This window comes from Streptomyces flaveolus (genome assembly GCF_000716535.1).
Lineage (GTDB): Bacteria > Actinomycetota > Actinomycetes > Streptomycetales > Streptomycetaceae > Streptomyces > Streptomyces flaveolus_A.
Genome location: NZ_JNWV01000020.1, coordinates 61,307 through 84,929, shown reverse-complemented (window position 1 = coordinate 84,929; position 23,623 = coordinate 61,307). Strand labels below are relative to the sequence as shown.

At 69.2% G+C, this 23,623-nt stretch carries 21 protein-coding genes and 3 pseudogenes; 14 read left to right on the top strand and 10 right to left on the bottom strand.

Going from position 1 to position 23,623, the window contains the following annotated elements:
* Window positions 1-182 precede the first annotated feature (182 nt).
* Window positions 183-1,100 (top strand): hypothetical protein, encoded by a 918-nt coding sequence (locus OO52_RS22040; RefSeq protein ID WP_030645435.1) that lies wholly within the window; start codon window positions 183-185, stop codon window positions 1,098-1,100.
* 296 nt (window positions 1,101-1,396) lie between these two features.
* On the opposite strand, the gene OO52_RS22035 is transcribed toward OO52_RS22040, so the two are convergent.
* Window positions 1,397-1,948 (bottom strand): EF-hand domain-containing protein, encoded by a 552-nt coding sequence (locus OO52_RS22035; protein ID WP_030645433.1) that lies wholly within the window; start codon window positions 1,946-1,948, stop codon window positions 1,397-1,399.
* Window positions 1,949-2,252: 304 nt separating this feature from the next.
* On the opposite strand from OO52_RS22035, the gene OO52_RS47600 reads away from it, so the two are divergent.
* Together OO52_RS47600 and OO52_RS22025 are read left to right on the top strand one after the other, a co-directional pair.
* Window positions 2,253-4,472, top strand: a complete 2,220-nt coding sequence (locus tag OO52_RS47600; protein WP_030645432.1) for a cytochrome P450 — start codon at window positions 2,253-2,255, stop codon at window positions 4,470-4,472.
* On the top strand, window positions 4,469-5,293 hold the full coding sequence (locus OO52_RS22025) for a class I SAM-dependent methyltransferase (protein ID WP_030645430.1): 825 nt from the start codon (window positions 4,469-4,471) through the stop codon (window positions 5,291-5,293). Before OO52_RS47600 ends, OO52_RS22025 begins: the two co-directional genes overlap by 4 nt.
* Before the next feature lie 154 nt (window positions 5,294-5,447).
* Here the strand turns inward: OO52_RS22025 and OO52_RS22020 are convergent, their stop codons facing one another.
* Complete coding sequence (locus OO52_RS22020) at window positions 5,448-6,677, bottom strand: flavin-containing monooxygenase (protein WP_051818445.1); 1,230 nt, start codon at window positions 6,675-6,677, stop codon at window positions 5,448-5,450.
* Window positions 6,678-6,981: 304 nt separating this feature from the next.
* Here OO52_RS22020 and OO52_RS22015 point away from each other — a divergent pair, with 304 nt between their 5' ends.
* The 3 genes from OO52_RS22015 (at window position 6,982) to OO52_RS54000 (ending at window position 8,812) form a co-directional block, all read left to right on the top strand.
* Window positions 6,982-7,617, top strand: coding sequence for an ABC transporter ATP-binding protein (locus OO52_RS22015; RefSeq protein ID WP_234339880.1), 636 nt, complete (start codon window positions 6,982-6,984; stop codon window positions 7,615-7,617).
* On the top strand, window positions 7,611-8,405 hold the full coding sequence (locus tag OO52_RS22010; RefSeq protein WP_234339879.1) for a hypothetical protein: 795 nt from the start codon (window positions 7,611-7,613) through the stop codon (window positions 8,403-8,405). Before OO52_RS22015 ends, OO52_RS22010 begins: the two co-directional genes overlap by 7 nt.
* Window positions 8,406-8,680: 275 nt before the next feature.
* A complete protein-coding gene (locus OO52_RS54000; protein ID WP_267885030.1) occupies window positions 8,681-8,812 on the top strand; it encodes a hypothetical protein in 132 nt (43 codons plus the stop codon).
* Between the two features lie 4 nt (window positions 8,813-8,816).
* Here OO52_RS54000 and OO52_RS22005 read toward each other — a convergent pair whose 3' ends face one another.
* Complete coding sequence (locus OO52_RS22005; protein WP_234339878.1) at window positions 8,817-9,983, bottom strand: oxygenase MpaB family protein; 1,167 nt, start codon at window positions 9,981-9,983, stop codon at window positions 8,817-8,819.
* Window positions 9,984-10,454: 471 nt separating this feature from the next.
* On the opposite strand from OO52_RS22005, the gene OO52_RS22000 reads away from it, so the two are divergent.
* Window positions 10,455-11,027 (top strand): RICIN domain-containing protein, encoded by a 573-nt coding sequence (locus OO52_RS22000; protein ID WP_030645419.1) that lies wholly within the window; start codon window positions 10,455-10,457, stop codon window positions 11,025-11,027.
* Window positions 11,028-11,639: 612 nt separating this feature from the next.
* On the opposite strand, the gene OO52_RS52830 is transcribed toward OO52_RS22000, so the two are convergent.
* Window positions 11,640-11,861: a hypothetical protein gene (locus OO52_RS52830; protein ID WP_234339877.1), complete on the bottom strand. Its 222-nt coding sequence runs from the start codon at window positions 11,859-11,861 to the stop codon at window positions 11,640-11,642.
* Between the two features lie 184 nt (window positions 11,862-12,045).
* A pseudogene (locus OO52_RS21990) lies at window positions 12,046-12,273 on the bottom strand (integrase); the annotation flags it as partial.
* Between the two features lie 12 nt (window positions 12,274-12,285).
* On the opposite strand from OO52_RS21990, the gene OO52_RS21985 reads away from it, so the two are divergent.
* From OO52_RS21985 to OO52_RS21975, 4 genes and pseudogenes are all read left to right on the top strand, one after another.
* A complete protein-coding gene (locus tag OO52_RS21985; RefSeq protein WP_234339876.1) occupies window positions 12,286-12,477 on the top strand; it encodes an AMP-binding enzyme in 192 nt (63 codons plus the stop codon).
* Window positions 12,478-12,558: 81 nt separating this feature from the next.
* Window positions 12,559-12,831: pseudogene (locus tag OO52_RS52825) on the top strand (acyl-CoA dehydrogenase family protein); the annotation flags it as partial.
* A 115-nt stretch (window positions 12,832-12,946) separates the two neighbouring features.
* Window positions 12,947-13,192, top strand: a complete 246-nt coding sequence (locus OO52_RS52820; RefSeq protein WP_234339875.1) for an acyl-CoA dehydrogenase family protein — start codon at window positions 12,947-12,949, stop codon at window positions 13,190-13,192.
* Window positions 13,193-13,779: 587 nt separating this feature from the next.
* Window positions 13,780-14,628, top strand: a complete 849-nt coding sequence (locus OO52_RS21975; RefSeq protein ID WP_063738806.1) for an IS110 family transposase — start codon at window positions 13,780-13,782, stop codon at window positions 14,626-14,628.
* A gap of 517 nt (window positions 14,629-15,145) precedes the next feature.
* Here OO52_RS21975 and OO52_RS21970 read toward each other — a convergent pair.
* The 4 genes and pseudogenes from OO52_RS21970 to OO52_RS21960 all read right to left on the bottom strand — a co-directional run bounded on the left by OO52_RS21970 (window position 15,146) and on the right by OO52_RS21960 (window position 18,876).
* Window positions 15,146-16,852, bottom strand: coding sequence for a SpoIIE family protein phosphatase (locus OO52_RS21970; protein ID WP_037629207.1), 1,707 nt, complete (start codon window positions 16,850-16,852; stop codon window positions 15,146-15,148).
* A 300-nt stretch (window positions 16,853-17,152) separates the two neighbouring features.
* Complete coding sequence (locus OO52_RS52815) at window positions 17,153-17,578, bottom strand: transposase (protein WP_234339872.1); 426 nt, start codon at window positions 17,576-17,578, stop codon at window positions 17,153-17,155.
* A 232-nt stretch (window positions 17,579-17,810) separates the two neighbouring features.
* Window positions 17,811-18,161: pseudogene (locus OO52_RS52810) on the bottom strand (helix-turn-helix domain-containing protein); the annotation flags it as partial.
* A 154-nt stretch (window positions 18,162-18,315) separates the two neighbouring features.
* Window positions 18,316-18,876 carry a TetR/AcrR family transcriptional regulator gene (locus tag OO52_RS21960; RefSeq protein ID WP_030645405.1) on the bottom strand — a complete coding sequence of 187 codons (561 nt, stop codon included), beginning with the start codon at window positions 18,874-18,876 and terminating at the stop codon, window positions 18,316-18,318.
* 110 nt (window positions 18,877-18,986) lie between these two features.
* On the opposite strand from OO52_RS21960, the gene OO52_RS21955 reads away from it, so the two are divergent.
* The 3 genes from OO52_RS21955 (at window position 18,987) to OO52_RS21945 (ending at window position 21,788) form a co-directional block, all read left to right on the top strand.
* Entirely contained in the window at window positions 18,987-19,673 is a 687-nt protein-coding gene (locus OO52_RS21955) for an SDR family oxidoreductase (protein ID WP_030645402.1), read from the top strand.
* A gap of 127 nt (window positions 19,674-19,800) precedes the next feature.
* Complete coding sequence (locus OO52_RS21950; RefSeq protein WP_030645400.1) at window positions 19,801-20,805, top strand: NADP-dependent oxidoreductase; 1,005 nt, start codon at window positions 19,801-19,803, stop codon at window positions 20,803-20,805.
* Between the two features lie 92 nt (window positions 20,806-20,897).
* Complete coding sequence (locus tag OO52_RS21945; RefSeq protein WP_037629157.1) at window positions 20,898-21,788, top strand: alpha/beta fold hydrolase; 891 nt, start codon at window positions 20,898-20,900, stop codon at window positions 21,786-21,788.
* Between the two features lie 631 nt (window positions 21,789-22,419).
* Here OO52_RS21945 and OO52_RS21940 read toward each other — a convergent pair.
* Window positions 22,420-23,472 carry a fatty acid desaturase family protein gene (locus OO52_RS21940; RefSeq protein WP_030645395.1) on the bottom strand — a complete coding sequence of 351 codons (1,053 nt, stop codon included), beginning with the start codon at window positions 23,470-23,472 and terminating at the stop codon, window positions 22,420-22,422.
* Window positions 23,473-23,623 lie beyond the last annotated feature (151 nt).

Here is a 23,623-nt window from a genome sequence, read left to right as displayed (position 1 = left end):
CCCGACCAGCGGAAACGCGTCGATCACGTCCGGAAAGACAACACCTTCTCAGGGCCACACGCCTGCTCAGCCACTGATCACACCGCACAGAACCCGCCTCGAGCCGTGGCACCGAACATGCGTGGCGTCATCGGGTCCCGCGCCGAGCCGCGGCACCCCTGCACACGAAGGAGTCCTCACTCATGAGCCTGACCGCCGACCAGACGCCCGCCGGGCAGCCGGAGTACGGCGATGCGACGTACCCCTTCCACATCACCAGGAAAGAAGAACGGCAGTTGCGTCTCCTGGGAGCCGAGGCCGTCCCGTCCCTTGTGATCGGGCAGGCCACGTCCTTCAACGAGTACGCCCGCCAGCTGATGATCCCGCCGGCTGTCATGGACCTCGCGCGCAAGGCTGACGACCTGCGCCTGTCGGCGTGGGAGACCGAAGCGATGCGCAAACACCTCGCCCCCGCCACCGCACCCGGCGAAAAGGTGGGCCTGCTGCGCCAGATCCTCGTGGAGAAGTACAAGCACGATCCGTCCCACCCGCCGTACATCCGTGTCGCCTGCACCGGCCGGGGCGACTACGACCACCTGGCAGCAAAGCACGGCCACCTCCATCCCGACGACCACCCCAAGGGTGACATCGGCTCGCCCGTCGTCCTGGAGATCTGGCCCGCTCAGCACTACTCGCCCATCCACTCCCACGGCCACACCACCGGCATCGTCTTCTGCCTCGCCGGCCAGCTCGACGTCATGGTCTACGAGCACCTCGACTGGAACGCCCGCAAACTCGGCCTGATCACCCTCACCCCAGGCCAGTGCGCCTGGCTGTCCAGGGACAACTACGCCGTGCACCGGGTGTACTGCCCGATGGACGGCGGCGGCGGCTCCACCGGCCCCGGCTACATGAACGCCTCCGCCGATTTCGGCGCCAGCTTCCACGTCTACCTCAACCCGGAGGAGACCGGCGTCGAGGACGACGACGGCGACAGCTACAGCCGCGATGCCTTCAACTTCATCGACGAGGAGTCCAAGAAGCGGCGCGCCTTCGCCACCGAGTCCGACCTCTCCTGGAGCATCCTGCGCCGGGTCCTGGCCAACACCAAGCTGACCTGAGCCCAGCGATGGTGTGGCACCCCTCCGCCGCGGCTGAGTCCGCGTCGTGCTCGCCCAGGCGACCGACGGTCGACGTCCCGGTGACCGCCACCGAGCGGGCCGCGGCCTCCCGCGCGGAGGGGCTCCCCGGAACTCGGGCATTTGGTGTCCCCGATGATGACCGGCACTTGCGGACCGGTCACCTCATGCACCGGCCAGGCGGCGGCCGGGCGTCCTCCACCGAAGAGTCCGGCCGCAGCACCTCTCCTTGTGAGTCGGGGCTTGCGCGTGCGGTGTGTCCCCCACGGTGGGGGAAATCACAGAGGGCCGTACAGCCAGTTGCCGCGGGCTTCGGCGTCCTCGCTGGTGAAGTACTCGGTCACGGCGGTGCGGATCTCCTCGGGGCCGAGAGCACCGTCACCGTCGAGGTCGAGTGCGGAGAAGGCGGTCGCCATGTCCTTGGTGGTGCCGCCGCTCACGGCCTGGCCGAGCAGGGTGTACTCGTCGAGGGTGATCAGGCCGTCGTCGTCCCTGTCGCAGATGTCCAGGCAGGCCGCGACCACGTCATGAAGGGCGGAGATCAGCGCGGACTCCTGGGAGGTAATGGCTCCGCGGACGCCGCGCTCGTACTCGGCGGAGCTGATCAGCCCGTTGCCGTCGTCGTCCATGTGCCGCAGGTGCTGGTCCCAGATGACAGCGAGGGCGTCCCTCAACCGTTGCACCTTCTCCGGCTGAGTGGGGACGGAGCCGGCCAGGCGATCGGCGATGGCCGTCAGGTCCTGCTCGGTGAGGGATCCGTCCTGGTCGGTGTCGAGGAAGGTGAACATCCGGTGCAGCTTGATGCTCAGCACTGAGCTGTCGATGGTCATGGCTCGCTGTGTCTCCGCTCTTCGAAGCGCTCGCGTCGGCGAACACCGTTCTGTGTCAGGAAGGTTGGCGGGGCCGTCACGGCGATCGGCTCCAGGGCGCTGCCTACCCATCGGCAGGAGGCAGCCTGCCGCCCCAAGGTTCATTCACCCGTAGTGATGAATCGCTGGTCCGTGTGGCGTAGCAGGGGGCATCGCCGGGGGACGGTGAGGGGAACCGGCGGCTCCGGGCCAGGGCCGCCCCACCGGTTCCAGCACGTGCCGAAACCCGGTCCAACATGCTTCAGCGTGTGTATGAGGAACAGCTATGACACCCGTACCGCCGGTCCGTCCTCCGTCCCCCGTGCTCGTCATCCCCACGATCGTTCTGCCGTTCGAGCCGCCGCCGCGCCGTGCGGACGCGGATGCCTTGCGGGGTGCCGCGATCGGCTGGGCCGAGCGACACGGCCTGATCGGGCCGCGAGGCCGGGCCAGACTGCAGGGGTCTTCCCTGCTGGGACTTGGAGTGGCTCTCGCCGGTCCGGCACCGCCGCCTGGTGCGGCGGTGCTGATGGACTGGTTCCTGTGGGCGCTGGTACTCGACGACCGGGTCGACGACGGACCCTGGGGTGAGGGCGGAGCGCTGGAGCGCTTTTCCGCCGAGGTCGAAGAAATCGTGAGCCGGGGCAGCGGCCCAGGCAGCCGCGATCCGATGCTGCGCGCTCTGGCAACCGATCTGTGGCCACGTACCCGAAGCCTCGGTGACAAGGCGTGGCAGGCACGATTGCGCCGAGATCTCCTGCGCCATCTGCGGGCGCAGCAGGCATTGGTGCGGATGCGGGAGCGCGGAGTGACCTGCGCCGTGGCCGAGTACATGGAGCTGCGGCGCGACGCGTTCGGCGCGTTGCTCTTCTTTGACCTGATCGAAGCCGCGGACGGCGCCGTCCAGTCCACCGAACCGTGCGGCGAGGGATGTTGGCCCGAGTTACGGGCTCTCGCAGCGGATGTGATCGCCTGGACCAACGACATCCACTCCGTCGCGAAGGACCTCGTTCACGACGAGCTCTTCAACCTGGTGTTGCTGCTCGCCGGGGAACATCGCATGCCTTTACAAGGAGCCCTGGACGCGGCTCGCGACATGATCACCGCGGCCGCCGACGAGTTCAGCGCCCGCGCACGCCGCCACCTCGCCCACCTGCCACCGTCCGGTCCTGGTGTCACAGCGCAGGCAGCCTGGATCGGACGGCTCGAACAGGCGATGCGTGCCTCCGCCGACTGGCACGCCGACGCCTCCCGCTACCACCTGCAGGCCAGGGGCAGCACCCATGTCGGCGCCGTGAACACCTCGCTGACGCCGCCCACACTGAAATCGCGGGCCTTCGAGACCGACCCCTATCCGCTGTACCGGTGGCTGCGCGACACCCTGCCGATCGCCTACGACGAACCCACCGACACCTGGCTGCTGAGCCGCCACGCGGACGTACACGCAGCCTTGACCGATCCCCGGTTCAGCAACGACAACTACACCTGGCAGATCGCCCCGCTGCTGGGCCACAGCATCGTGTCCATGGACGGCCAGGAGCATGCCGTGCACCGCGCGCTGCTCACACCCGCCTTTCGCAGCCGGGCCCTGGCCGTCCTCCAGAAGTCCATCACCGAAGTCACCACAAACCTGGTGAGGCGGCTCCGCGGCCGTGAACAGGTCGACCTGGTAGCTGAGTTCACCACCCCCCTGCCGATCCGGGTGATGGCCCGCGCCCTGGGCCTGCCCGCCGACACACCCGAGCAGGTCGCCCGGCTGAAACGCTGGTGCACCGTGGGCTTCGCCTACATGGGCAACTACCGTCAGGACCCGGGACTGTTGACCCACGGCCTCGCCAACCGGGACGACTTCTACGACTACCTCCAGCCTCACCTGGACGCCCGGCGGGCCCGCCCCGGCGACGATCTGATCTCCGCCCTGCTGACCGCGACGGTCGACGGCCGACCGCTTTCGGAGCAGTACGTCCGCGGGTGCTGCGCGATCCTGATGACCGCGGGCAGTGAGACCAGCCACGGCACGCTCGCCAACCTGATAGCCAACGTCCTGGACGTCCCCGACCTCCTGAACGCGGTTCGTACCGACCCGGCTGTGATCGACCTCGCGCTCGCCGAGACCTTGCGTCGCGACCCCGCCCTGCAGTTGGTGCTCCGGCAGACCCGCGAAGCTGCCGATCTGCCCTCCGGGGCTGTGCCGGCGGGTGCCACCGTCGCCTGTCTGATCGGCTCGGCCAACCGCGACCCCCGACGCTTCCCGGACCCGGACGCCTTCGCACTGCACCGCGCCGACGACCGCCTCGACCGGGAGTACGGCGGCGCATCAAGCCACTTTGCCTTCGGCGCAGGCCGGCACTTCTGTCTCGGATCACACCTGGCCCGCGCCGAGATCACCACCGGTCTGAGGCTGTTGGTCGCGCAATACCCCCGCCTTCGCTGGGCAAGCGGCTTCCGGCCCGTACCGGCCGGCTTCCTCAACCGCTGCCCGAGCCGATTGGAGGTGACCCTGTGACCGGCACCGAGCGCGCGGCGGCCCAGGGCTACGCCGGCAGCTACGTCGCCCACCACGTCCCCGGAGAGCACACCCGCCTGCGCACCTTGGAGGCCGCGTTCGACCCGGCGACCTTCCGGGTGCTCGGCCGTCTCGAACTGCCCGCGGACGCACACTGTCTCGACCTGGGCGCCGGAGCCGGGTCGGTTGCCGCCTGGCTGGCCGCCCGTCACCCACTCGGAAAGGTCACCGCCACCGACACGGACACCCGGTTCTTGGGCTTCCCGCCCTTGACGCAGGTTCGCGTGCTCCAGCACGACGCCGTACGCGAGGACTTCCCGCCCGAGACGTTCGACCTCGTCCACGCCCGCGCCCTGCTGTGCCACCTGCCCCAGCGTGAGGAACTGCTGCACCGGGCCGTCGGCTGGGTCCGTCCCGGCGGCTGGCTGGTCATCGAGGACCTCTCCGTCCGCCCCGTCGACGCCTCCGCGCACCCTCTGTTCAGGAAGGTCACCCGCGCCGGCGAGAAACTTCTCGCCACGACGGTCGGATCCGACCTGCGCTGGGCCGACACTCTCGCGGCCCGGTTCACCGAGCTCGGCCTGACCATGGTCGAGTCCGCCACCGCCCCGGGCACCGTAGGCGATCGCAGTGCGACCGACGCCTTCTGGACGACGACATTCGACCAAGCCACTCCCGCTCTACTGGAACAGGGCCTTCTCACCCGCCACGACATCGAGAACATGCGGGCGCTCCACCGCACACCCTCCTTCACCGACACCGGCATCAGTCTGATCTCGGTCAGTGGCCGCAAGGCCGCACACGGCCGGGTCGGTCGGTGACCGCGACCTGAGCAGCACCACCCCTCTCGCACCGACCACGAGGGCCCGGATGCGTCGTGCTGCACCCCCCGGTGCGGACGCATCCGGAAAGACGAGCGGCGAGTTCTGCCGCGGCGCCCTGTCGGCGACCGGCATCCGAGCCCAACAGCTCCCGTCAGCCCGGTGCGTGCCCGTTGTCGAGTGCGTCGGCCGTGCGGTCGCCGGGCCGAGGGAGGGGAAGGGCTGGCCGCGCCTTCTCCCGTCGCAACGCATGGGTAATCGCGCGCGCCTCGACGCCCGCTTGGCGAAGGACACCCGTGAGGGGGTTGGTGTATCCGGTGAAGTACAGGCGCGGGGCCGTAGGGTGGCACTGCCCGCCTACGGCGAGGGGCTGCCCGGCGTCGTCGAGTACGCCCAGGGTCCCCACCAGGTCGTGCAGGTCGGACCGGAACCCCGTGGCGGCGATGACCTTGTCGGGTCGCAGCCGGGTGCCGTCGGCCAGTACCACGTCCGAGCCGTCGAACGCCTCGACGGCGGCGACCGGCTCGACCCGGCCGGACAGGACGGCGTCCACGAAGCCGTGGTCGAGCACCGGGTTGACCCCTTCTCGGACATTGCGGGTGTACAGACCGGTGCCGGGCCGGGGCAGTCCTCGTGAGGTCAGGTCGGGCACCGCGAGACGTTGCGTGAGCAGGGAGGTGCGGTCACGCCACGCCATTGGGAGGACCTCCGTCAGCCGGCCGGCCGCATGCCATCGTGCGCTGGAGCGGGGCAGGATGTTGGGTGGGGTGCGAATAGAGATCCGTACCCGTTCGGCTCCGGCCCCGGCCAGGACACTCGCAATCTCGGTACCGCTGTTGCCGGCGCCGACCACCAGCACGTCCCGCCCCCGGTAGGGGATCGCAGAGCGGTAGTGGGCCGAGTGCAGCAGGGTGCCGGTGAACGTCGCACGCCCTGGCCAGCGCGGAGTGTGAGGCGTGTGGCAGCGGCCGGTGGCCACCACGACCGCACCAGCGGGTACCGGACCGTCTGCAGTGTGCACCAGCCATCGTGCTCTCGAACCTGGCTCGGCCCGTTCGATGCGCTGCACCTCCGTGTTCACCCGGACGTCGAGTCGGTGATGGGCGACGTAGTGCTCCAGGTAGCGCACATAGTCGTCCCGGCTCACCCAAGGACCCGCCTGACGCGGAATGGGCAGGCCGGGGAGTTTCGACGTGCCGGGAGTGGTGTGCAAACGCAGGTGGTCGTAGCGCTGCGCCCAGCTCGCTCCCACGCGGTCCGACCGTTCGAGGATCACGGTCGGCTCGCCGGAGCGGTTCAGCAGTGCGGCGGCCGCCAAGCCGTGTGGGCCGGCTCCGATCACGATCGTGGGAGCACTGAAGTCTCGCTGTGGTGTGGGGGACATCGCCTCCTACAACGGCAGACCGCGGCGTATGTCACGCCCAACTCCCAGATGTGACACAGGAGGTGACTGCCGTTACACCGGCGGTGCGGACTCGTTGGTCACCCGGCAGCAGACGTTGCGCGAGGGTTCGGTCGTCCCAAGAGCCGGCCCGCAAGGGGCTGAGGCGGCGCCGCCCTTACTCGCAGGTCCCTACCGGGTCATGAGCCGCGCAGGCCAGCCAAGCATGAGCCTGCGCGGCCCCGGCCTCCACGGGCTCCCTCCGGAACGGCTCGCTCCACCTGTCCGATTCCTTCGAGGGGTTCATGTGCACGCAGTAACGACGCGCCCCCGGCCACGGCTGCGGATCAGCGGAGTCTGCAAGGCGTACGGCGGCCGGCAGGTCCTGCGCGATGTGTACCTTGACGTGTCTGCCGGGACGCTGGTGGGAGTCGTCGGCGAGAACGGTGCGGGAAAGAGCACTCTGCTGCAGATCGCCGTAGGCCACCTCGCACCCGACCGCGGCACGGTGACACGGACTGGCGCAGTGGGGTACTGCCCGCAACGGGCCGTACTGAACGACGCGTTCACCGTCGAACAGCATCTGCGGTTGTTCCAGAGGGCCTACCGGCTGGCCACACTGGAACGGGCCGGCGAGCTGATGGAGCTGCTGGCGATGACCGCCTGCCGACGACAGCAGGTCGGCGAACTCAGTGGGGGAACGCGGCAGAAGCTGAACCTGCTGATCGCTCTCATGCACGATCCACACCTGCTGGTCCTGGACGAGCCCTATCAGGGCTTCGACTGGGACACCCACCAGCGGTTCTGGGCCCTGGCCGCCGCCCTGCGCGATCAGGGCCGGTCGATCATCGTGGTCTCTCACCTGCTGCACGACGCACACCACTTCGACGCGATCGCGCATCTGCGCCAGGGCCGTCTGCACTTCGAGGAGACCGAGTGCTGAAACCCACCTGGACGGCCTTCACCGAGCTCCTGCGCTGCACTCTGCTGGGCCACCTGCGCAACCGGCTGGCCCTGGCCTTGGCAGTCGCGTTCATTCCCGTCTGGGTCGCGGTGGCACGCCTGTGCACATCCGACCAAGTGGTGCGCATCCGGCTGGACGCCATCAGCGTCCCTGTCTCTGCTCCGGCCAGCCAGCTGGGCCAGGTGGCCAGCGCGCTGGGCGCCGTCACCATGGTCGCCGGCTTCATCACTTTCACGGAGACCTTCCAGTCCCGTCAGATGGACCGCCGTCTGCTGCTGGCCGGCTACCCCCGGCTGCCGATGCTGCTGGCCAAGCTCACTGCCATCGCCCTCACCGCCGTCGCGCTGGCCCTTTACACCACGATCCTGCTGTGGGCTTCCCTGCCCGTACGCCACGCAGGCCCCCTGGGGCTGGCCCTCGCGGGCGCCGGCCTCGCCTACGGCGGCATCGGGCTTCTCCTCGGCTCCCTGGTCCGCGGCGAGCTGGAGGGCTTCTTCCTGATCATCATGCTCAGCCTGGTCGACACCGGTCTGCAGAACCCCGTCTTCAACACACTCATGGATGTGGCAGGCGTGTCCGCGCTCCCTCTGTACGGCGTGAACCAGCTGGCGCTGAGCTCAGCCCTCACCCCCCAGACTCCCTGGTCTCACGGCCTGCTCTCCCTCGCCTGGTCCGCAGCAACCGGGGCCCTGGCCCTGCTCGTCCTCCACCACCACCGCCCTTCCCGCTCCTCGTGGTCCCGCCGGACGAGAGCCGACGCAGAGTGATCACGACGAGTTCGGGCACCTCCGAGCGCCGGCGCCGCTGATGGCGGCGGCTGTCGCGCTGCCCCGTACCCAGGGGCCGGACGTCTTTGATCTCCGTCCTGATCATCGGGTGCCTGTGGAACTGTTCATCGATGCCCTTGGTGTGCACAGCCGTCTGGCACCCGGCGGGCCGGAGCACCCCGCTGAACAGGACACGGCCCTTGGCGGTCGTTTCTGCCGGAGACGAACGTCGTGCGGCCGGGGCGACCCGCGCGCGGGCGGCCTGCACCGTTCTCGTGAACAAAGCCCGTCTGGTCGACGACGAGGGCCTGGAGGCGGGCGGCCACGGCGTCCAGGCCGAGTGCGGCCAGGGTTGGCCGGCGACCATGCCACCACCCGCACGCGAGGGCGGTATCGGAGTCGGCTGAGCCTTCAGCGGTTGTCGTGGAGCTCCTGGTGCATTTGGGGCTGGTCGTCCTGGTCGTGAGTGAGGGCGTAGAGCTCGACCTGATTGAACGCCTTCGACGCCACCCCGAGGATCTCGTCGTGGGGGTTGACCCCGACTGCCTTCTTCGCGCTGCCGCCGCCCACGCCGCCGACAGTACTGCTGAAGAGGCTGTGCATGGCCGCGGCGGGCTTGGCCGCCAGGTCGACAGTGCTCTTGGGGATGCCGGCCATGTCGGCGTACTTGTCCGTGAACGCGGTGCGGATCATGGCGATGAAGGGCTCGTAGAAGCCAGGCGGGAGCATCTTCTCCTTGTAGAACTTCAGCGCCTGCGCGGTCATGACATTGCAGTCCTCGCCCGGCTGCCACTCCTTTTCCCGCATGATGCTCCAGATCCGGTCGACCAGGTCGACGTCCTTGGGGATCAGCCACTTCTCAGGGGTGCCGAGGTAGTGGTTGATGTAGTGCCAGGCGTTCACGAAGCCCTGCGCGTCGTCGTGCGCCACATGGACGCCGAGGTTCTTCATAGCCTGGAGGATCTGAACGCTGAAGACGCCGATGGCGCCGGTGGTGTACTTCTGCGAGACGGGCTCGCCCCACTTGGCGTAGTCCCACTGGCCGCTCTTCTTGTGCAGCTGGCGGACGGAGGCGTGGACCAGGCGTACCTTGGTCACGGTCGCCGCCAGGGTGCCGTTGCGCAGGGCGTCCTTGTCACCCATGCCGATGAACAGGCGCGAGGACTGCGACAGCCGCCGGCCGGGACCGTCCACGCCGCCCAGGCGCCCGGTGGTGCGCAGGGTGTAGGCGCCGGTCGGGGAGAGGTAAGTGCCGATCAGGCCGACGGTGCCCTGCAGCATGGAGGCCACGCCGTGGTGGTGAGCGAAGAAGGCTTCCGCGGCCTTGACGTCGGCCTCGCTCCAGCCGGGCGGCTGTTCGGAGGCATCGTGCAGGAACTGCGCGAGCCGTTCTGGAAGGTTGGACAGCTCGTCCATGGGCATGCGGGGCTTGAGTGTCCCGATGGTGCGGAACAGGCCGTTGACGCCGTCGACCTCCCTGTTGTCGATGAGATCGGACACCAGCGCGTCCGCAGCCGGGTCTCCCTCCTGGTTTGCGGCCTCCATCTCGGCTTCCACGGTCTCAGCCGTCAAGGTCACAGCTCACTCCTCTCGACGCACCCACGGGGATGCGGCGCCGACCGGACCGAACCCCCGGCGCGCCACACAGCTGATCTTCACCACTGCAGTCCGAGACCGAAATGCCACGAAGGAGTGACGAAGATGCGCACCGGGGGCGTAACCAGGGGCGCACGGCCGTGCCGATGACTGCGACCTGGTGGATGTCGGTGCGGTTCCTCGGCCTTCTGGACGACGGCGACGACCTCACCAACCGCAAACCCTGGCCCGGCCACGTCACCGCCGGGGCGGCGCTCGTCGGCCCCGACGACCGCATCCTGCACAATCTCCGCCACGTGATCCAGAAGTGGCCGTCGAGCCGTACGCCAATCCGGACACCCCTCCCTCATTCGGAGTCATTCCGGGGCGGGCTCTTTTGGCAGTCGACCGTAGGGGCAGGGACGTCGACGACAGATACCCCCGGCAGATGCCGCTCGACGAAAGGGACCGTCCATGCGCAAGATCGCCCTCCTGCTCGGTTTGGCACTCTCCGCAAGCGTGGCTGCGGCCGCCCCGGCCGCAGCCAACGGCCCCGGCTACCCCCCGAGCAACCAGGCGGTGATCATCAGCAACGCATCGACCGGCTTCTACCTGCAGACCGACACTCAGAATGAGAACCGGCCACAGTACGTCCAGGTGTGGTACCCCTGGCCGCTGGCCAATGAGGGCTCGGGGTCGGTCTGGCGACTCAAGCAGAAGTACGGCGACCACTACGTCATCGAGACCGAACCGATCAAGAACCCGACCCCGGCCTGCTTGACGGTGCCGGACAACGCGAAGGACAACGGCCCGCTGACCGTGACCAACTGCAACGACGGTCCGGCACAGGACTGGATCGTCCGCGAGGACGGCACCTCCGAGACCTACACCATCACTCCAGCCGGAGCGAACTTCCGGCAGTGGGCAATCACTTCGCAGTCGCAGAACTACCCCCACCCTGATGTGTACGTGACCCTCAAGCACTTCACCGGAACCAACGCGCCCACCAACATGCGCTGGAAGATCGACCCGAGGTCGGCCGCCTGACCTCCCGGTCAACGAAGGCCGACAGGCGCGGCGGCCCCGCGCGGCTGCTGCGGACCTGCGCCCCTGGGAGAAGCCGACAGAGCCGGATCTGCTGACCCCTCTGGCCCTCTGACGGCGGCTCGCTGCGGAACACCCCTGCTCGAGCAGGGGTGTTCCGCAGCGAGCCCACCCAACCTGATTTCTGCTGATCGGCGGAGCTGGTGTGCTGTCCCGGGGAAGTGCTCGTGCTGGTCCGGGTGGAGATCGATAGCACATGACCGTCTGTGACGGGTGTCCGCTGCGGTTCTCGGGCAAGATCCTTGGCCTGTTGCGTAGGTTCTGCGGCGGGAGGGTCTTCATCGCGGATGCGTTGACGTGGACGATCGAGTAGCGGGTGCAGCTGGCAGAACGCGCTGAGAACTGCTGCGCAAGGAGCTGGCCGAGATCGAGACGCGGGTGGCCAGGCTGGCAGCCGCCGAAGTGGCGTGCGGGCAGTGGGCCGAGAGGACCGACTGCGGGCGGGGTCGTCGGGCATTGTGTCGCCGGAGCCGGAGCCGGAGCCGGAGCCGGAGCCGGAGCCGGAGCCGGAGCGGGTGGCCGGGCAGGGTCACCAGCGCCGACCGGCGGCGGCCGTCACGTTGGTGGTCGGCGCCGCGGCACGACGTTATCGGCGGATGAATCCGTCCGCTGATCACCGTCGTAGATGAGCACGGCGCTGGCGAGGGTGAGTCTGGTTACCAGCTGGCGGAGCTCTTCGATCTCGGCTCTCTGTCGGGCGACGGTCTCCTGGAGCTTGGTGACGGTTCCCCGCAGACGTCTTTCGGGCGCCGGGGTATGCCGGATCTCGGTGCGCACTCGTTCGTAGAACTCCTTCCTCGGGGCGGTGTGCCGTTTGAGGAGGGCCATGCGGTGTACGCCTGCTTCGGCGGCGAGGGCATCTACGGTGAGGCTGCCGTTGGAGGCGGTGGCCTGTCCGGCCGGGAGACGGTCAATGGCCTGGCGAATGCGGGCCGCTCGTCTTGGTGCTGGTCGTTCATGTGAGGGCGTCGGCATGCTTGAACGCGCAGATCAGGAACGCGTCGGGAGTCAGGGCCCTGCGGGCGGCGGGACCGGAGATCTTCTCGCCGGCCGCAGCGTGGTCCCGCAGCCGCGCGGCGGTGTCGGCGGCGGCCAGTGCCGTTTCGACGTCGAGGATGGCGTAGATGCCGCGGGAGCCGTAGCCGCTGGAGGTGCGTGCGTCCAGGACGGTGCGCATCTGGCCGCTCTGACCGTGATGGGCGTGGCCGGCGCCGTCGGTACGACTGTCACAGCCGAGGAACTGATCGCCTTCTGCGCCGACCGGCTGGACCGCCTCAAGAAGCCGCGCTCGGTCGACTTCGTGCCCGAACTGCCCCACAAGCGCAACGGCAAGCTCGACCGCAAGACCGTACGCGAACCCTTCTGGGCGCACGCCGCCCGCCGCGTCAACTGACCCCACCCCGTTCGGAGCCTCTCCCGTGGCCTTCTCCCTCCACCCCGTCTACGACCACCCACCGCCGAACTCGTCGACCGCCTGCGCGACTACCTCGACGGTGAACTCGCCGAGTACGAACGAGAGCGCGGCCTCACCCCCGGCAGCTTGCTCACCCGCGCCGACCTCGAACCGGTCTGGCGCCGCAGCCGCGAACTGGGCTTCTACGGCATCCAGCTGCCCGGGGAGTACGGCGGCCAGAACCTCACCTACACCCAGCTCGCCGCCCTCAAGGAGGAGATCGGCGCCAGCGGGCGCGTCCTCGGCCACAGCGTACTCGGCGACATGGGCGGCCCCTTGTGCGCGGGCGACCTCCTCCAGCACGCCAGCGAGCACCAGTTGGACAGGTACCTGCTGCCACTCATCCGCGGCGAGAGGGCGTGCTGCTTCTCCCTCACCGGAGACCGACGCCGGCTCCGACGTCCGCTCCATGCGCACCGTCGCCGTACGGGACGGCGACGGCTACCGGCTCACCGGCCACAAGGTCTTCTCCTCCGCCGGTCCCTTCGCCGACTTCGCGATCGTCGTCGCCCGCATGGCCGGCACCGGAGAGCAGGAGGGTGACAAGCCGCAGTTCTCCGCGTTCCTCGTCGACCTGGACAACGGTCTGTTTGAGCTTGACGACGATCGCCGGGCTTCAGCCCGATGCGGGCGACCTCCTGGCCAGTTCGTTTGAACTTCGACAATCCCGAGCTGATCAGGAGGCCCTGCTTTCATGCGCGCCCCACCGAAAGATCACCCAGCCGCGTGGGCGCACTCGAATCGATGTCCACCGTGATCGGTACGACAACGGCTTCTGAGATGCGGGTCATGAGTCTTCTGGTGAGTTGGCCATCGGGGTCCTGATCACCAGGGAGGGAGCCCCAGCTGCCGCAGCCGGTGAGCACCGCCTCCTTGCGTGAAGTATCCCTGCCGATACCGGTCAGGAATGGACGAGAGCCAACGCGTTGTCAGCGCACTAAGTCAGGTTGAGCATCCGTTCGGCCGAAGTCATCCGGCAGTGATCGAGTCACGCCGCTGTACCAGCATCGATGGGACGGTTGCCCAGTGCCGTCCCGGACGGGGGTCTGACTCGTGAGATCTATGACCGAAGTGTCCAGTCACGGACCTGTCGACTGCCGTTGCGGGATGCTGCCTGCCACCGAGCCACAGGGCGTGTCCCAATAGGGGCCTTGCCGAGTTCCAGGCGCCATCACGGTTCAGACCGCCCATGCAGGCCGGTGCCATCCACCCAGCACGTCACCACGCGGGAGGCGAACCACCATGACGACCAGACAGCGCAGCACCTCCTCGAGCACGGACCCTCCCGTGCGGAGAGAGGTCGTCCTGGGCGTGGACACGCACGGCGAGGTGCATGTCGCCGCCATGATCTCCCCGCTCGGGAAGGTCTTGGGAACCGAGTCCTTTCCGGCAACGACGGCCGGCTATCGACAGCTGCTTGTGTGGGCCCGCAAGCGGGGGACGGTGCGCCGGGCCGGTGTGGAGGGCACCGGCACCTTCGGCGCGGGCCTGTCCCGCTACCTGCTGGCGCAGCAGGTCGAGGTATACGAGGTGAACCGGCCGGATCGCTCGGCCCGCCGGCTGCTGACCCTCAGCCCACCCGATGGCGGGGGAGACGAGGACGCGGCGGCCCAGGCCACCCACCTGACATTGCGCATGCTCGCCGAACGCATCGAACAGCTCACCAGGCAGATCAATGAGCTGAACCAACGCCTGACCCAGCTCGTCGAACACCACGCCCCACAGCTACTCGTACCGATGGGCATCGGCCCGGACAGCGCCGTCACCCTGCTGATCACCATGGGAGACAACCCCGAGCGGCTGAACACCGAGGCGTCCTTCGCTGCCCTTTGCGGAGTCAGCCCCATCGAGTACTCCTCTGGGCGGCGCATCACGCGACGGCTCAACCACGGCGGCGACCGCCAGGCGAACGCGGCCCTGCACCGCATCGTGTTCACCCGCCTGCGCCACGACCCCCGAACCCAGGCGTACTACGAACGCCGCACCCAGGAGGGCAAGACCCGACGCGAGATCATCCGATGCCTCAAGCGGTATGCCGCCCGCGAGGTCTTCAACCTGGTCAGACCGGGTTCCCGCACCCCCGCGTTATAGGGGCGTCTGTGATAGCGGTGTTCGACGAGAAGCCTCGCCGGTGCGGTCCGACGGGGCTTCTCAAACAGGTGCGTGCAACGTCCGCCGAGGGCACCGTTGTGCCCGGCTTCTCCCCTCCTGAGCACCCGAAGCAAGGAGGGGGCGACGCCGCCGCTCTGACGGCCGAGGCACAGCCTGTCACCCAGGGACTCTCCGCGCCCAAGCGGGAGGCGCTCTTCGCTTCTGCAAACTCATCGGCCTTTGAGGAGTGTCTACGGCACGGCATGTCTCTCCGAGGCCGGGCGGATCGCGAACCGCGCCCACGCGACCAACCGAGCGTCGGTGAACTCGGTGCGTGGTCGTGCGGCCGACGTACTGGAAGCGGTCGCGTCCACGTCACACCAGATCCCTTCCACCAAGAAGGGCAGGCGTGCGGGTCTCACGCGAACCCGTCTCCTCGTCATCGACCAGGGGGAGGTAACGCTCCGCGACCGCTCCGCAAGATGATGTCCACGCCTGTAGTTGCCCACGTCATGGTTCAGGACGGCATCCGCAGGGCGAGCAGGGCCACGTCGTCGGTGTTGCCGGGTGGCATGCGGCCGAGTAGCTGATCGCACAGGGTGTCGAGCGGTTCGTGGGCGAGAGCGAGGGCGTGGTGGCGCAGACGGGTGAGGCCGGTGTCGAGGTCGCTGCCGGGGATTTCGATCAGGCCGTCGGTGTAGAGCAGCAGGGTGGAACCCGGCGGCAGCGACTGCGCGGCGTTCGGTCGGCTGCCGACGGTGCTCGAACCGGCGCCAAGGAGGAGCCCCTGCCCGGCTTCGAGGTACTGCGCCTGTCCGCCCTGGGCCAGCAGGAGGGGCGGCGGATGCCCGGCGCTGGTCCACCGCAGCGTCCATGGGCCGGTGTGCGGGCTGCCTTCGAGCAGGGCGAGGACGAGGGTGGCCATGGGGACGGTGGTGATGGCGGGCAGGGCGTCGTCGAGGCGGTCCACGACAGCGCCGGGTGGGCCGGCGCGGTCCCAGGCCAGTGACCGCAGGATGCCGTGCAGTTGTGCCATGCCGGCCGCGGCGGTGAGATCGTGACCCAGGACGTCGCCGATGACCAGCGCGAGCGTGCCGTCCTTCAGCTCGAAGGCGTCGTACCAGTCGCCACCGACCTGGGAGCCGGCCGGGGCGGGCTGGTAGCGGGCGGCCAGTTGCAGGCGGCCGAGCCGGGGCAGCGGGGCGAGCAGGTTGCGCTGCATGGCCTCGGCGACGGCACGCTGGCGGCCGAACCGGCGGGCGTTGTCGATGACCAGGCCGACCCGGCGGCCGATGTCGCCCACCACTTTCAGATCGTCGGTGTCGAAGGGGGTCTCCGGGGCGGTGCGCACCAGCGTCAGGGCGCCGGTGACCTGACGGGCGGAGCCCAGCGGCACGGTGAGGGCGGATGTCGCGCCCACCGCCCGCAGGAAGCCGCTGTGGACGGCGGCCAGGGCAGAGCCGGCCGACTCGGTGACGTCTGCTTCGCGCTGCAGAACGGGATCACCGCCGTTCAATACCTGGACGAGCGGAGAGTGGGCTCTTCCCACCTCCGTCTGGGGCAGGCGCTCGCGCCACTCCTCCTGCGCGGCTTGGCGGCCCCCCGGGCCCGTCACCGCCACACGGTGGACCTGTCCGGTACCGACCCGCAGGTCTACCGCCGCCCAGTCGGCCAGGCGGGGAACCAGCAGGCGGCCCAGCCGGGCGAGGGCCTCGTCGATCTCGAGTGTCTGACCCAGCACGTCGGTGATCTCCGCGACCAGCGTCAACCGTTCGGTGCGGTCCTCCAGAGCCCGCGTGTAGGCCGCACGCTCCCGGCGCGTGCTGCGGTTGCCGGCGGCGTCGGTCAACAGCACGGCCATGCCCTGGAAGGCGCTGTCGTCCCTCAGAGGGGAAGCGGACCAGGAGATCGCGGTCAGACGGCCGTCACCGCGCAGACAGATCTCACCCTCCCCCCGTGCCTCGGCTCTCTCGGCCAGGGACCGCAGTAGTGGGCACTGCTCCCGGGGCACCGGGCCGCCGGCCGCGTCCCGGTGCAGCAGGTCGTGTGCGTCCTCGCCCCGCATGGCGGCGGCGGCACGGCCCAGCAGGCGCTCGGCAGCCGGGTTGGCCGCGAGAATCCGTCCAGTGGGGTCCACCACGATGAGAGCTGTGCCCAGCCGTCGGACGACCTGCCGCCAGAAATCCGGCTCGGCCACCGACCGGCACCGCCCCTCATCTCCCATGTCCTCCACCATGCCGCCTTTCCAGCCATGCAAACCCTCGCCGGAAACCGCGGACGCGTTGGCAGGCCGACACACCAGCGGATCGACGACTGCGGAGTTGACAACGATCGGTACGACCTGCATCAACGCTATGCCCGAGCGGCAGGGAACGGGCTCGTCTCGACCGGTCTGAGTAGTCTTCGTCGTAAGTCCTTCGGGGGTTGATCATGCGGCGAGTCGGGGCAAGGATTCTTCTGGGCGATCGGCGGCGTGTCGGTCGAGCCTGGCCAGCAGATCGTCCAGGTCGGAGGTGGTGAACTTTCACTGGAACGGCTGCGCCGTGGCGTTGTAGCGGTCTTCGAAGGCTCGGAGCCGGTTCCCGACTTGGCAAAGGTCGGTGAAGTCGTTGGGCGAGAGGGCCTTGCGCTGTACGGCGGAGAAATAGACCTCGACTTGGTTCAGCCAAGAGGCGCGCACGGGGGTGTGGACCAGTACCGCGTTCGAGAACCCAGTGGTCAGCCGGGCTGTTGCGGCCTTGCCGCGGTGGGAGGAGCCGTTGTCGACGATCCAGAACACGCGTTTCGCGCTGGCGTAGGGTTCTTGGCTCATGACCTGGGTGACCAGGTTCATGAACGGGCCGATGCCGGTGGTCGGCTCGCAGCGGCCGAACACCTTGGCCTGGTGGACTTCGTAGGCGGCCAGGTAGGCCAGTGCTCCGCCGCGCCCGTAGGTGTGGTTGACCCGCACCGCCCTGGCCTGCCCGGGGGCGAGGGGTGGGGTGACAGTGGCAGCGGGCCTGGATGGAGGTCTTCTCGTCCGTGCTGATCACATACTCGTCTGCGCCGAGCGGCTCGCCGTCCCAGGCGCGGGTGTACAGGGCAAGGACACGGGCTGCCTTGAGCCGGAAGCCGGGGTCGCTGATGAAGATCCAGGACCGGTGTTGCCAGGGTTTGATCGCGTCCTGGACGAGCCAGCGTCGCACTGTGGAGGCGGAGATTGTGTCGACGATGGCGCGGGCGATGACCTCGCGGGCCAGCTCCGAGGCCGACCGGCGGGACAGTGGCGTGCCGCTCTCCGCGGGCAGTTGACAGGCCAGCGCCTTGACCTTGGCCCTCTGTAACGGGGCGAAGGAAGCGGGACGCCCGGAACGCTTGCGGTCGGACAGGGCGGGCAGCCGGTTCCCGGCGAAACGGTCGCGCCAGGTGCGGACGGTCTCCACCTGCAGCCCGGTCTCGCGGGCGATGCGCGCGTTGGAGCGGCCCCGAGCCGCGTACAAGACGACCTGGGCGCGCTGGCGCAGCCGGTGCTCTGTCTTGTGGCCGTAGGCCATCTTCTTCAGCCGCTCACGCTCGGAGGCCGTCAGGACGATCGGGCATGCGGCGGTGCGATGCAACGCGGGAGAGCCGTGCACGAGAAGTGGATGGCGACGGGGTGCAAAGAAGCGCGCCCTTCCTGCGGCGTGCCGCCCTGCACCGTCTCTGTGGTCAGTTGGTGCCGATCAGTGCCGTGCGTGCGGCGGTGAGGATCTCGTCGGAGAGCGGGGTGCCGTTGGTGGCTCGGGACAGGACGAGTGCGCCGAGCATGGTGCACAGCCGGGTGATGCCGTCCTGGTCCTCGGTGGCGAGGAAGTCGGCGAAGTCGCCCACCCCCTGGCTGTAGACGCGGTGGGCCTCGGTCTCTCCGCCGTCGCGGGCCATGTCGGTGGCGAGTGCGGCGGCGGGGCAGCCGTCAGCCGGGCTGTCGCGGTGTTCGACGGAGAGGTAGGCGTCGATCAGCGCCCGCTGGGCGGCGTCGCGCTGCCCGGCGTACTGATCGAGCCCGTCCTTGTGGTGCTGGGCGAGTTCGGCGAACGCGTGGGCGGTGGCTTCGTCGATGAGGGCCTCCTTGGAGGCGAACTGCTTGTAGAAGCCGCCGTGGGTCAGGCCGGCCGACTTCATGAGGTCGGCGACGCTCAGGCGGGTGCCCTCTTCCCGAAGCAGCCGAGAGGCGGTCTCCACGACCCGTCGGCGGTTCTCCTGTGCCTGTGCCTGCGATACGCGGCCCATCGGTCACCCCTCCCAGTTGGATGTCGAGCGAAATCTATTCTAGGCTGAGATTTAGATGATGGATGCAATCTATCGTGCGGTCGTCGCCGCGCTCAACGCTGGGAGTGCTCATGGAACTGAAGGACGCGGTCGCGGTGGTCACCGGCGCCAACCGGGGGCTCGGGCGGCATCTGGCCGCCCAGCTCATGGCGCGCGGGGCCAAGGTGTACGCGGCGGCCCGCCGCCCCGAGACGGTGGACCTGCCCGGGGCCGTCCCGCTGCGGCTCGACCTGACGGACGCGGAGTCGATCCGGGAGGCGGCCCGCACCGCCTCTGACGCGACGCTGCTGGTGAACAACGCCGGCATCTCCACCGGCACGCCGCTGATCGCGGGCGGCTTGGAAGCGGTGCGCCTGGAGATGGAGGTGAACTTCTTCGGCCCGCTCGCCGTGACCCGGGCCTTCGCCCCGGTCATCGAGTCCAACGGTGGCGGCGCCGTGCTCAACGTGCTGTCCGTCCTGTCCTGGCTGCACCCGGCCGGCCTCGGCTCCTACGCCGCGGCGAAGGCCGCCGCCTGGGCGCTGACCGGTGCGGTCCGGGAGGAGCTGGTGCCCCGCGGCATCGCCGTGACGGCGCTGCACGTCGGATACATGGACACCGACATGGCCGCCAGCGTTCCCGCCGAGCAGAAGGCCGACCCGGCCGAGGTCGCCGCCCAGGCTCTGTCAGGCATCGAGACGGGCCTGCCCGAGGTCCTCGCCGACGACGTCACCCGGCACGTGAAGCAGGGCCTGGCCGCCGCGCCGAATGCGGGGTGAGGCGCCCCCGCCGCATCGGCGCGGAGCCCTCTGAACCAGCAGTGCAGACAAGAAAGTACCTCGTACCGGGGCAAGCCTGGAGCGAGCGGAGACCCCGTCCCCCTGCGGGCGGAAAACGGAGATGATGATGAAGGCGTACCTGATCGAGAAGTACGGTGACCAGTCCGCGGTGCGCGCCGCCGAGCTGCCCGATCCGAAGCCGGGCGCCGACGACGTGCTGGTCAAGATCCACGCGGCGAGCGTCAACCCGCTGGACTTCAAGATCCGCGACGGTGCCTTCAAGCGGATCCTCCCGTACCGCCTGCCTCTCATCCTGGGCAACGATCTCGCTGGAGTGGTGGTCAAGGTCGGCTCGGCCGTCACCCGCTTCGCGGTGGGCGACGAGGTCTACGCGCGGCCCGACAAGGACCGCATCGGCACCTTCGCCGAACTCATCGCCGTCCACCAGGACGACCTGGCCCACAAGCCGGCCACCCTCACCATGGCGGAGGCCGCCTCCCTTCCCCTGGTCGCCCTCACCTCATGGCAGGCGCTGGTCGAGAAGGCACGGGTCCGGCCGGGCCAGAAGGTCCTCATCCACGCGGGCTCCGGCGGGGTGGGCACCATCGCCCTCCAACTGGCCAGGCACCTGGGCGCACACGTGGCCACTACCGCGAGCGCGGCCAATACCGCCCTGTCCAAGGAGCTCGGCGCGGACGTCGTCATCGACTACCGCACCCAGGACTTCGAGGACGTCCTGGACGGCTACGACGTCGTCCTGGACACCCTCGGCGGCAAGACCCTGGAGAAGTCCCTGCGCATCCTCAAGCCCGGTGGGAAGGTCATCAGCATCGCCGGGCCCCCCGACGCGGACTTCGCCCGCGAGCTGGGCGCGAACCCGGTCCTGCGCCAGGCGATGAACGCGCTGAGCTTCACCACCCGGCGCCACGCCAAGCGCCAGGGCGTGACGTACTCCTTCCTGTTCATGAAGGCCGACGGCGAGCAGCTGCGCGAGATCACCCGGCTCGTCGACGCCGGGAAGATCCGCCCCGTCGTCGACTGTGTCTTCCCCTTCGAGCAGGGCCGCGAAGCCATGGAGTACGCCGAGAAGGGACGCGCCAAGGCCGGCAAGGTCGTCATCGCGACGGTGTGAGCACCAGCCCCCGCCGCTCCACCGCCAGGCCCCGGGCGGCGAGAGGATCCCACACTCCACCACCCCTACCCTCCACACCCCAGGAACCGATCATGAGCGCACCGCGCAGGTCCCCCACCCCCAGGCCCGCCCCGTCGACGTACAAAGATGCACCGACCCGTTCGGTGTCCGTGCGCGGCGTCGACTTCGTCTGCCGCCAGCTCGGCTCGGAAGGAGACGGCGTACCACTGATCCTGCTCCACCACCTGACCGCTGTCCTGGACAACTGGGACCCCCGCGTCGTCGACGGACTCGCCGCCCGGCGCCAGGTGATCGCCTTCGACAACCGCGGAGTCGGCGCGTCGGGCGGCTCCACCCCCGACACCATCGAAGCGATGGCCCGCGACGCAGTGCTGTTCATCCGAGCCCTGGGCTTCGAGCAGGTCGACCTGCTCGGCCTGTCGATGGGCGGCTTCATCGCCCAGGTCATCGCAGCCGAGGAACCGCAGCTGGTGCGCAGGGTCGTCCTCGCGGGCACCGGCCCCGCCGGAGGCCCGGGCATCGACAAGGTCACCGCACTGACCCTCCGGGACATCCTGAAGGGCTTCCTGACCCGCAAGGACCCCAAGCAGTTCCTCTTCTTCACCGACACCGAACACGGCCGACGCGAAGCACGCGCCTTCCTCAAACGGCTGAAGGAACGCACCAGCGACCGCGACAGGGCCATCTCGCTGACGTCGTTCCGCGCCCAGCTCAAGGCCATCCACCGATGGGGCCTGCAGGCGCCCGCGGACCTGTCGCGCATCCACCAGCCAGTCCTGGTGGCCAACGGCGAGAGCGACCGGATGGTGCCGAGCGAGAACACCCTCGACCTCGCCGCACGCCTGCCCCGGAGCGAACTCGTCCCCCTCTACCCGGACGCCGGACACGGCGCGATCTTCCAGTTCCACAACGAGTTCGTGGCCAGAGCCCTCGCATTCCTCGAAGCACAGCCCGTCGCCTGACTCCTGACGCCACATCCCTCCGCCGCCTCGGCCCCAGGCGCGCCCGGGACAAGGCGGGCCCGGGCGAGCCAGCCTCCCCCGATCAGACGCCTCCTGTACGCCGGCATTCCCATCGGCACCCGAGAATGCCCTCGGCATCGCATGCCAGATCCGCCCCGTCACCTGGCCACAAGCCCGCCGACGCCCAGCCGCGAAGTCAACCCCCGAAAGACTTACGACGCAGACCACTGAGTCGTACTGCCCAGAAGTACGCTGGAGTTACCGAGGACCCTTCGAACATCGGCCTTCATGTCTGTGTAGTTCTCGGTGATCCAATACGCCGGGCCGCTTCCGGTCGGCCCGAGGCAGGGTTCGCGTCATGACTGCGACCATCTCCCGCCCGGCTTCACCCGAAGGCGGGCTCGCCCCGTCCTTCGCCTCACGCTCGCTCCCACCGGTTCCGCACCGGCCCTGCTGGACCGTCTGGTGGCCGCGCTCGCGCGACCGCGTTAGCAGCCACCTCAAGGGGAGCCGTGAGGCGGCGCAGCCCCGCCGGGAAGCCGACGGGGCTGTTCCGGCAGTTGCGTTTCACCGGATCACTGCAGCCGGGCACCGGGACAGGGCTCTGGAGTACGTCGCCGGCGCCGGTGCGTCATGCTGGGGCGCTGCCGATACGGGCTCGCCGCAGTGGGGCTCCTGCTCGGTGGAGGCTGGTGAGTGCTTGCCGGTAGGAGGCGATCAGTCCGGTTTCCAGGTAGTCGACTCCCAGGTCCTGGCAGTAGCGGCGGACGATGGGCCGGGCCCTGCGCAGGTGGGGGCTGGGCATGCTGGGGAACAGGTGGTGTTCGATCTGGTGGTTCAGGCCGCCCAGGGCGAGGTCGGTGAACCAGCTGCCGCGTACGTTGCGTGCGGTGAGGACCTGACGGCGCAGGAAGTCGGGGCGGTCCTTGCCGGTCAGGATCGGCATGCCTTTGTGGTTGGGGGCGAACAGACAACCGAGGTAGAGGCCGAACAGGCCCTGGTGGACGGCCAGGAACGCGATCGCCATGCCGGGTGGGAGGACGATGAACACTGCGGTCAGGTAGGCGGCGGTGTGCCCGTAGAGCAGCGTGCCGTCCAGGGCGCGGTTCTTCAGGGCGCGGTTGCCCAATGCTCGCGCGCTGGAGACATGAAGGTTGACCCCTTCGAGCAGGAGCAGGGGAAAGAAGAGGAACGCCTGCCGACGGCCGATGATCCTCGGCAGTCCGGTCGCGGCGCGGGCCTGGTCCTGGGACCACACCAGCAGGTCCGGGGCGATGTCGGGGTCGAGGTCCTCGTGGTTGGGGTTGGCGTGGTGGCGGGTGTGTTTGTCCTGCCACCATCCGTAGCCCATCCCGATCGCGGCCCCGGCGATGCGGCCGGCCGTCTCGCTGGGCCGGCGCCGGCGGAAGACCTGGCGGTGCGCGACGTCGTGGGCGAGCAGAGCCACCTGCCCGAACATCACGGCGAGGAACGCGGCGAGCGCCAGGGTCCACCACCCGGCGCCGATGACGACGAACGCGCTCCAGCCCCCGGCGTAGGCGACGGCCACGACGATGGACCGGACGGTGTAGTGGCCGGGGCGCCGGTTCATCAGGCCGGCCTCGGCGATCTTCTTCGACAGGCGGGCGAAATCACTGCCACCTGCGGGGGGAGGCGGGCGACGGCGCGGGGTATGCGTGGTCATGGTCTCGGAGTGTCCTTCCCGGCTGACGGGCCGCATCCGGTCGTGCGGTGTACGCCGGATGCGATGCGGCGGCCGGGTACCCACATCCCTGCCTTCGGACCGGCACCCGATGCTCGTCGGTCGGAGCTCCGGATGTCGCGGGCTTTGACGT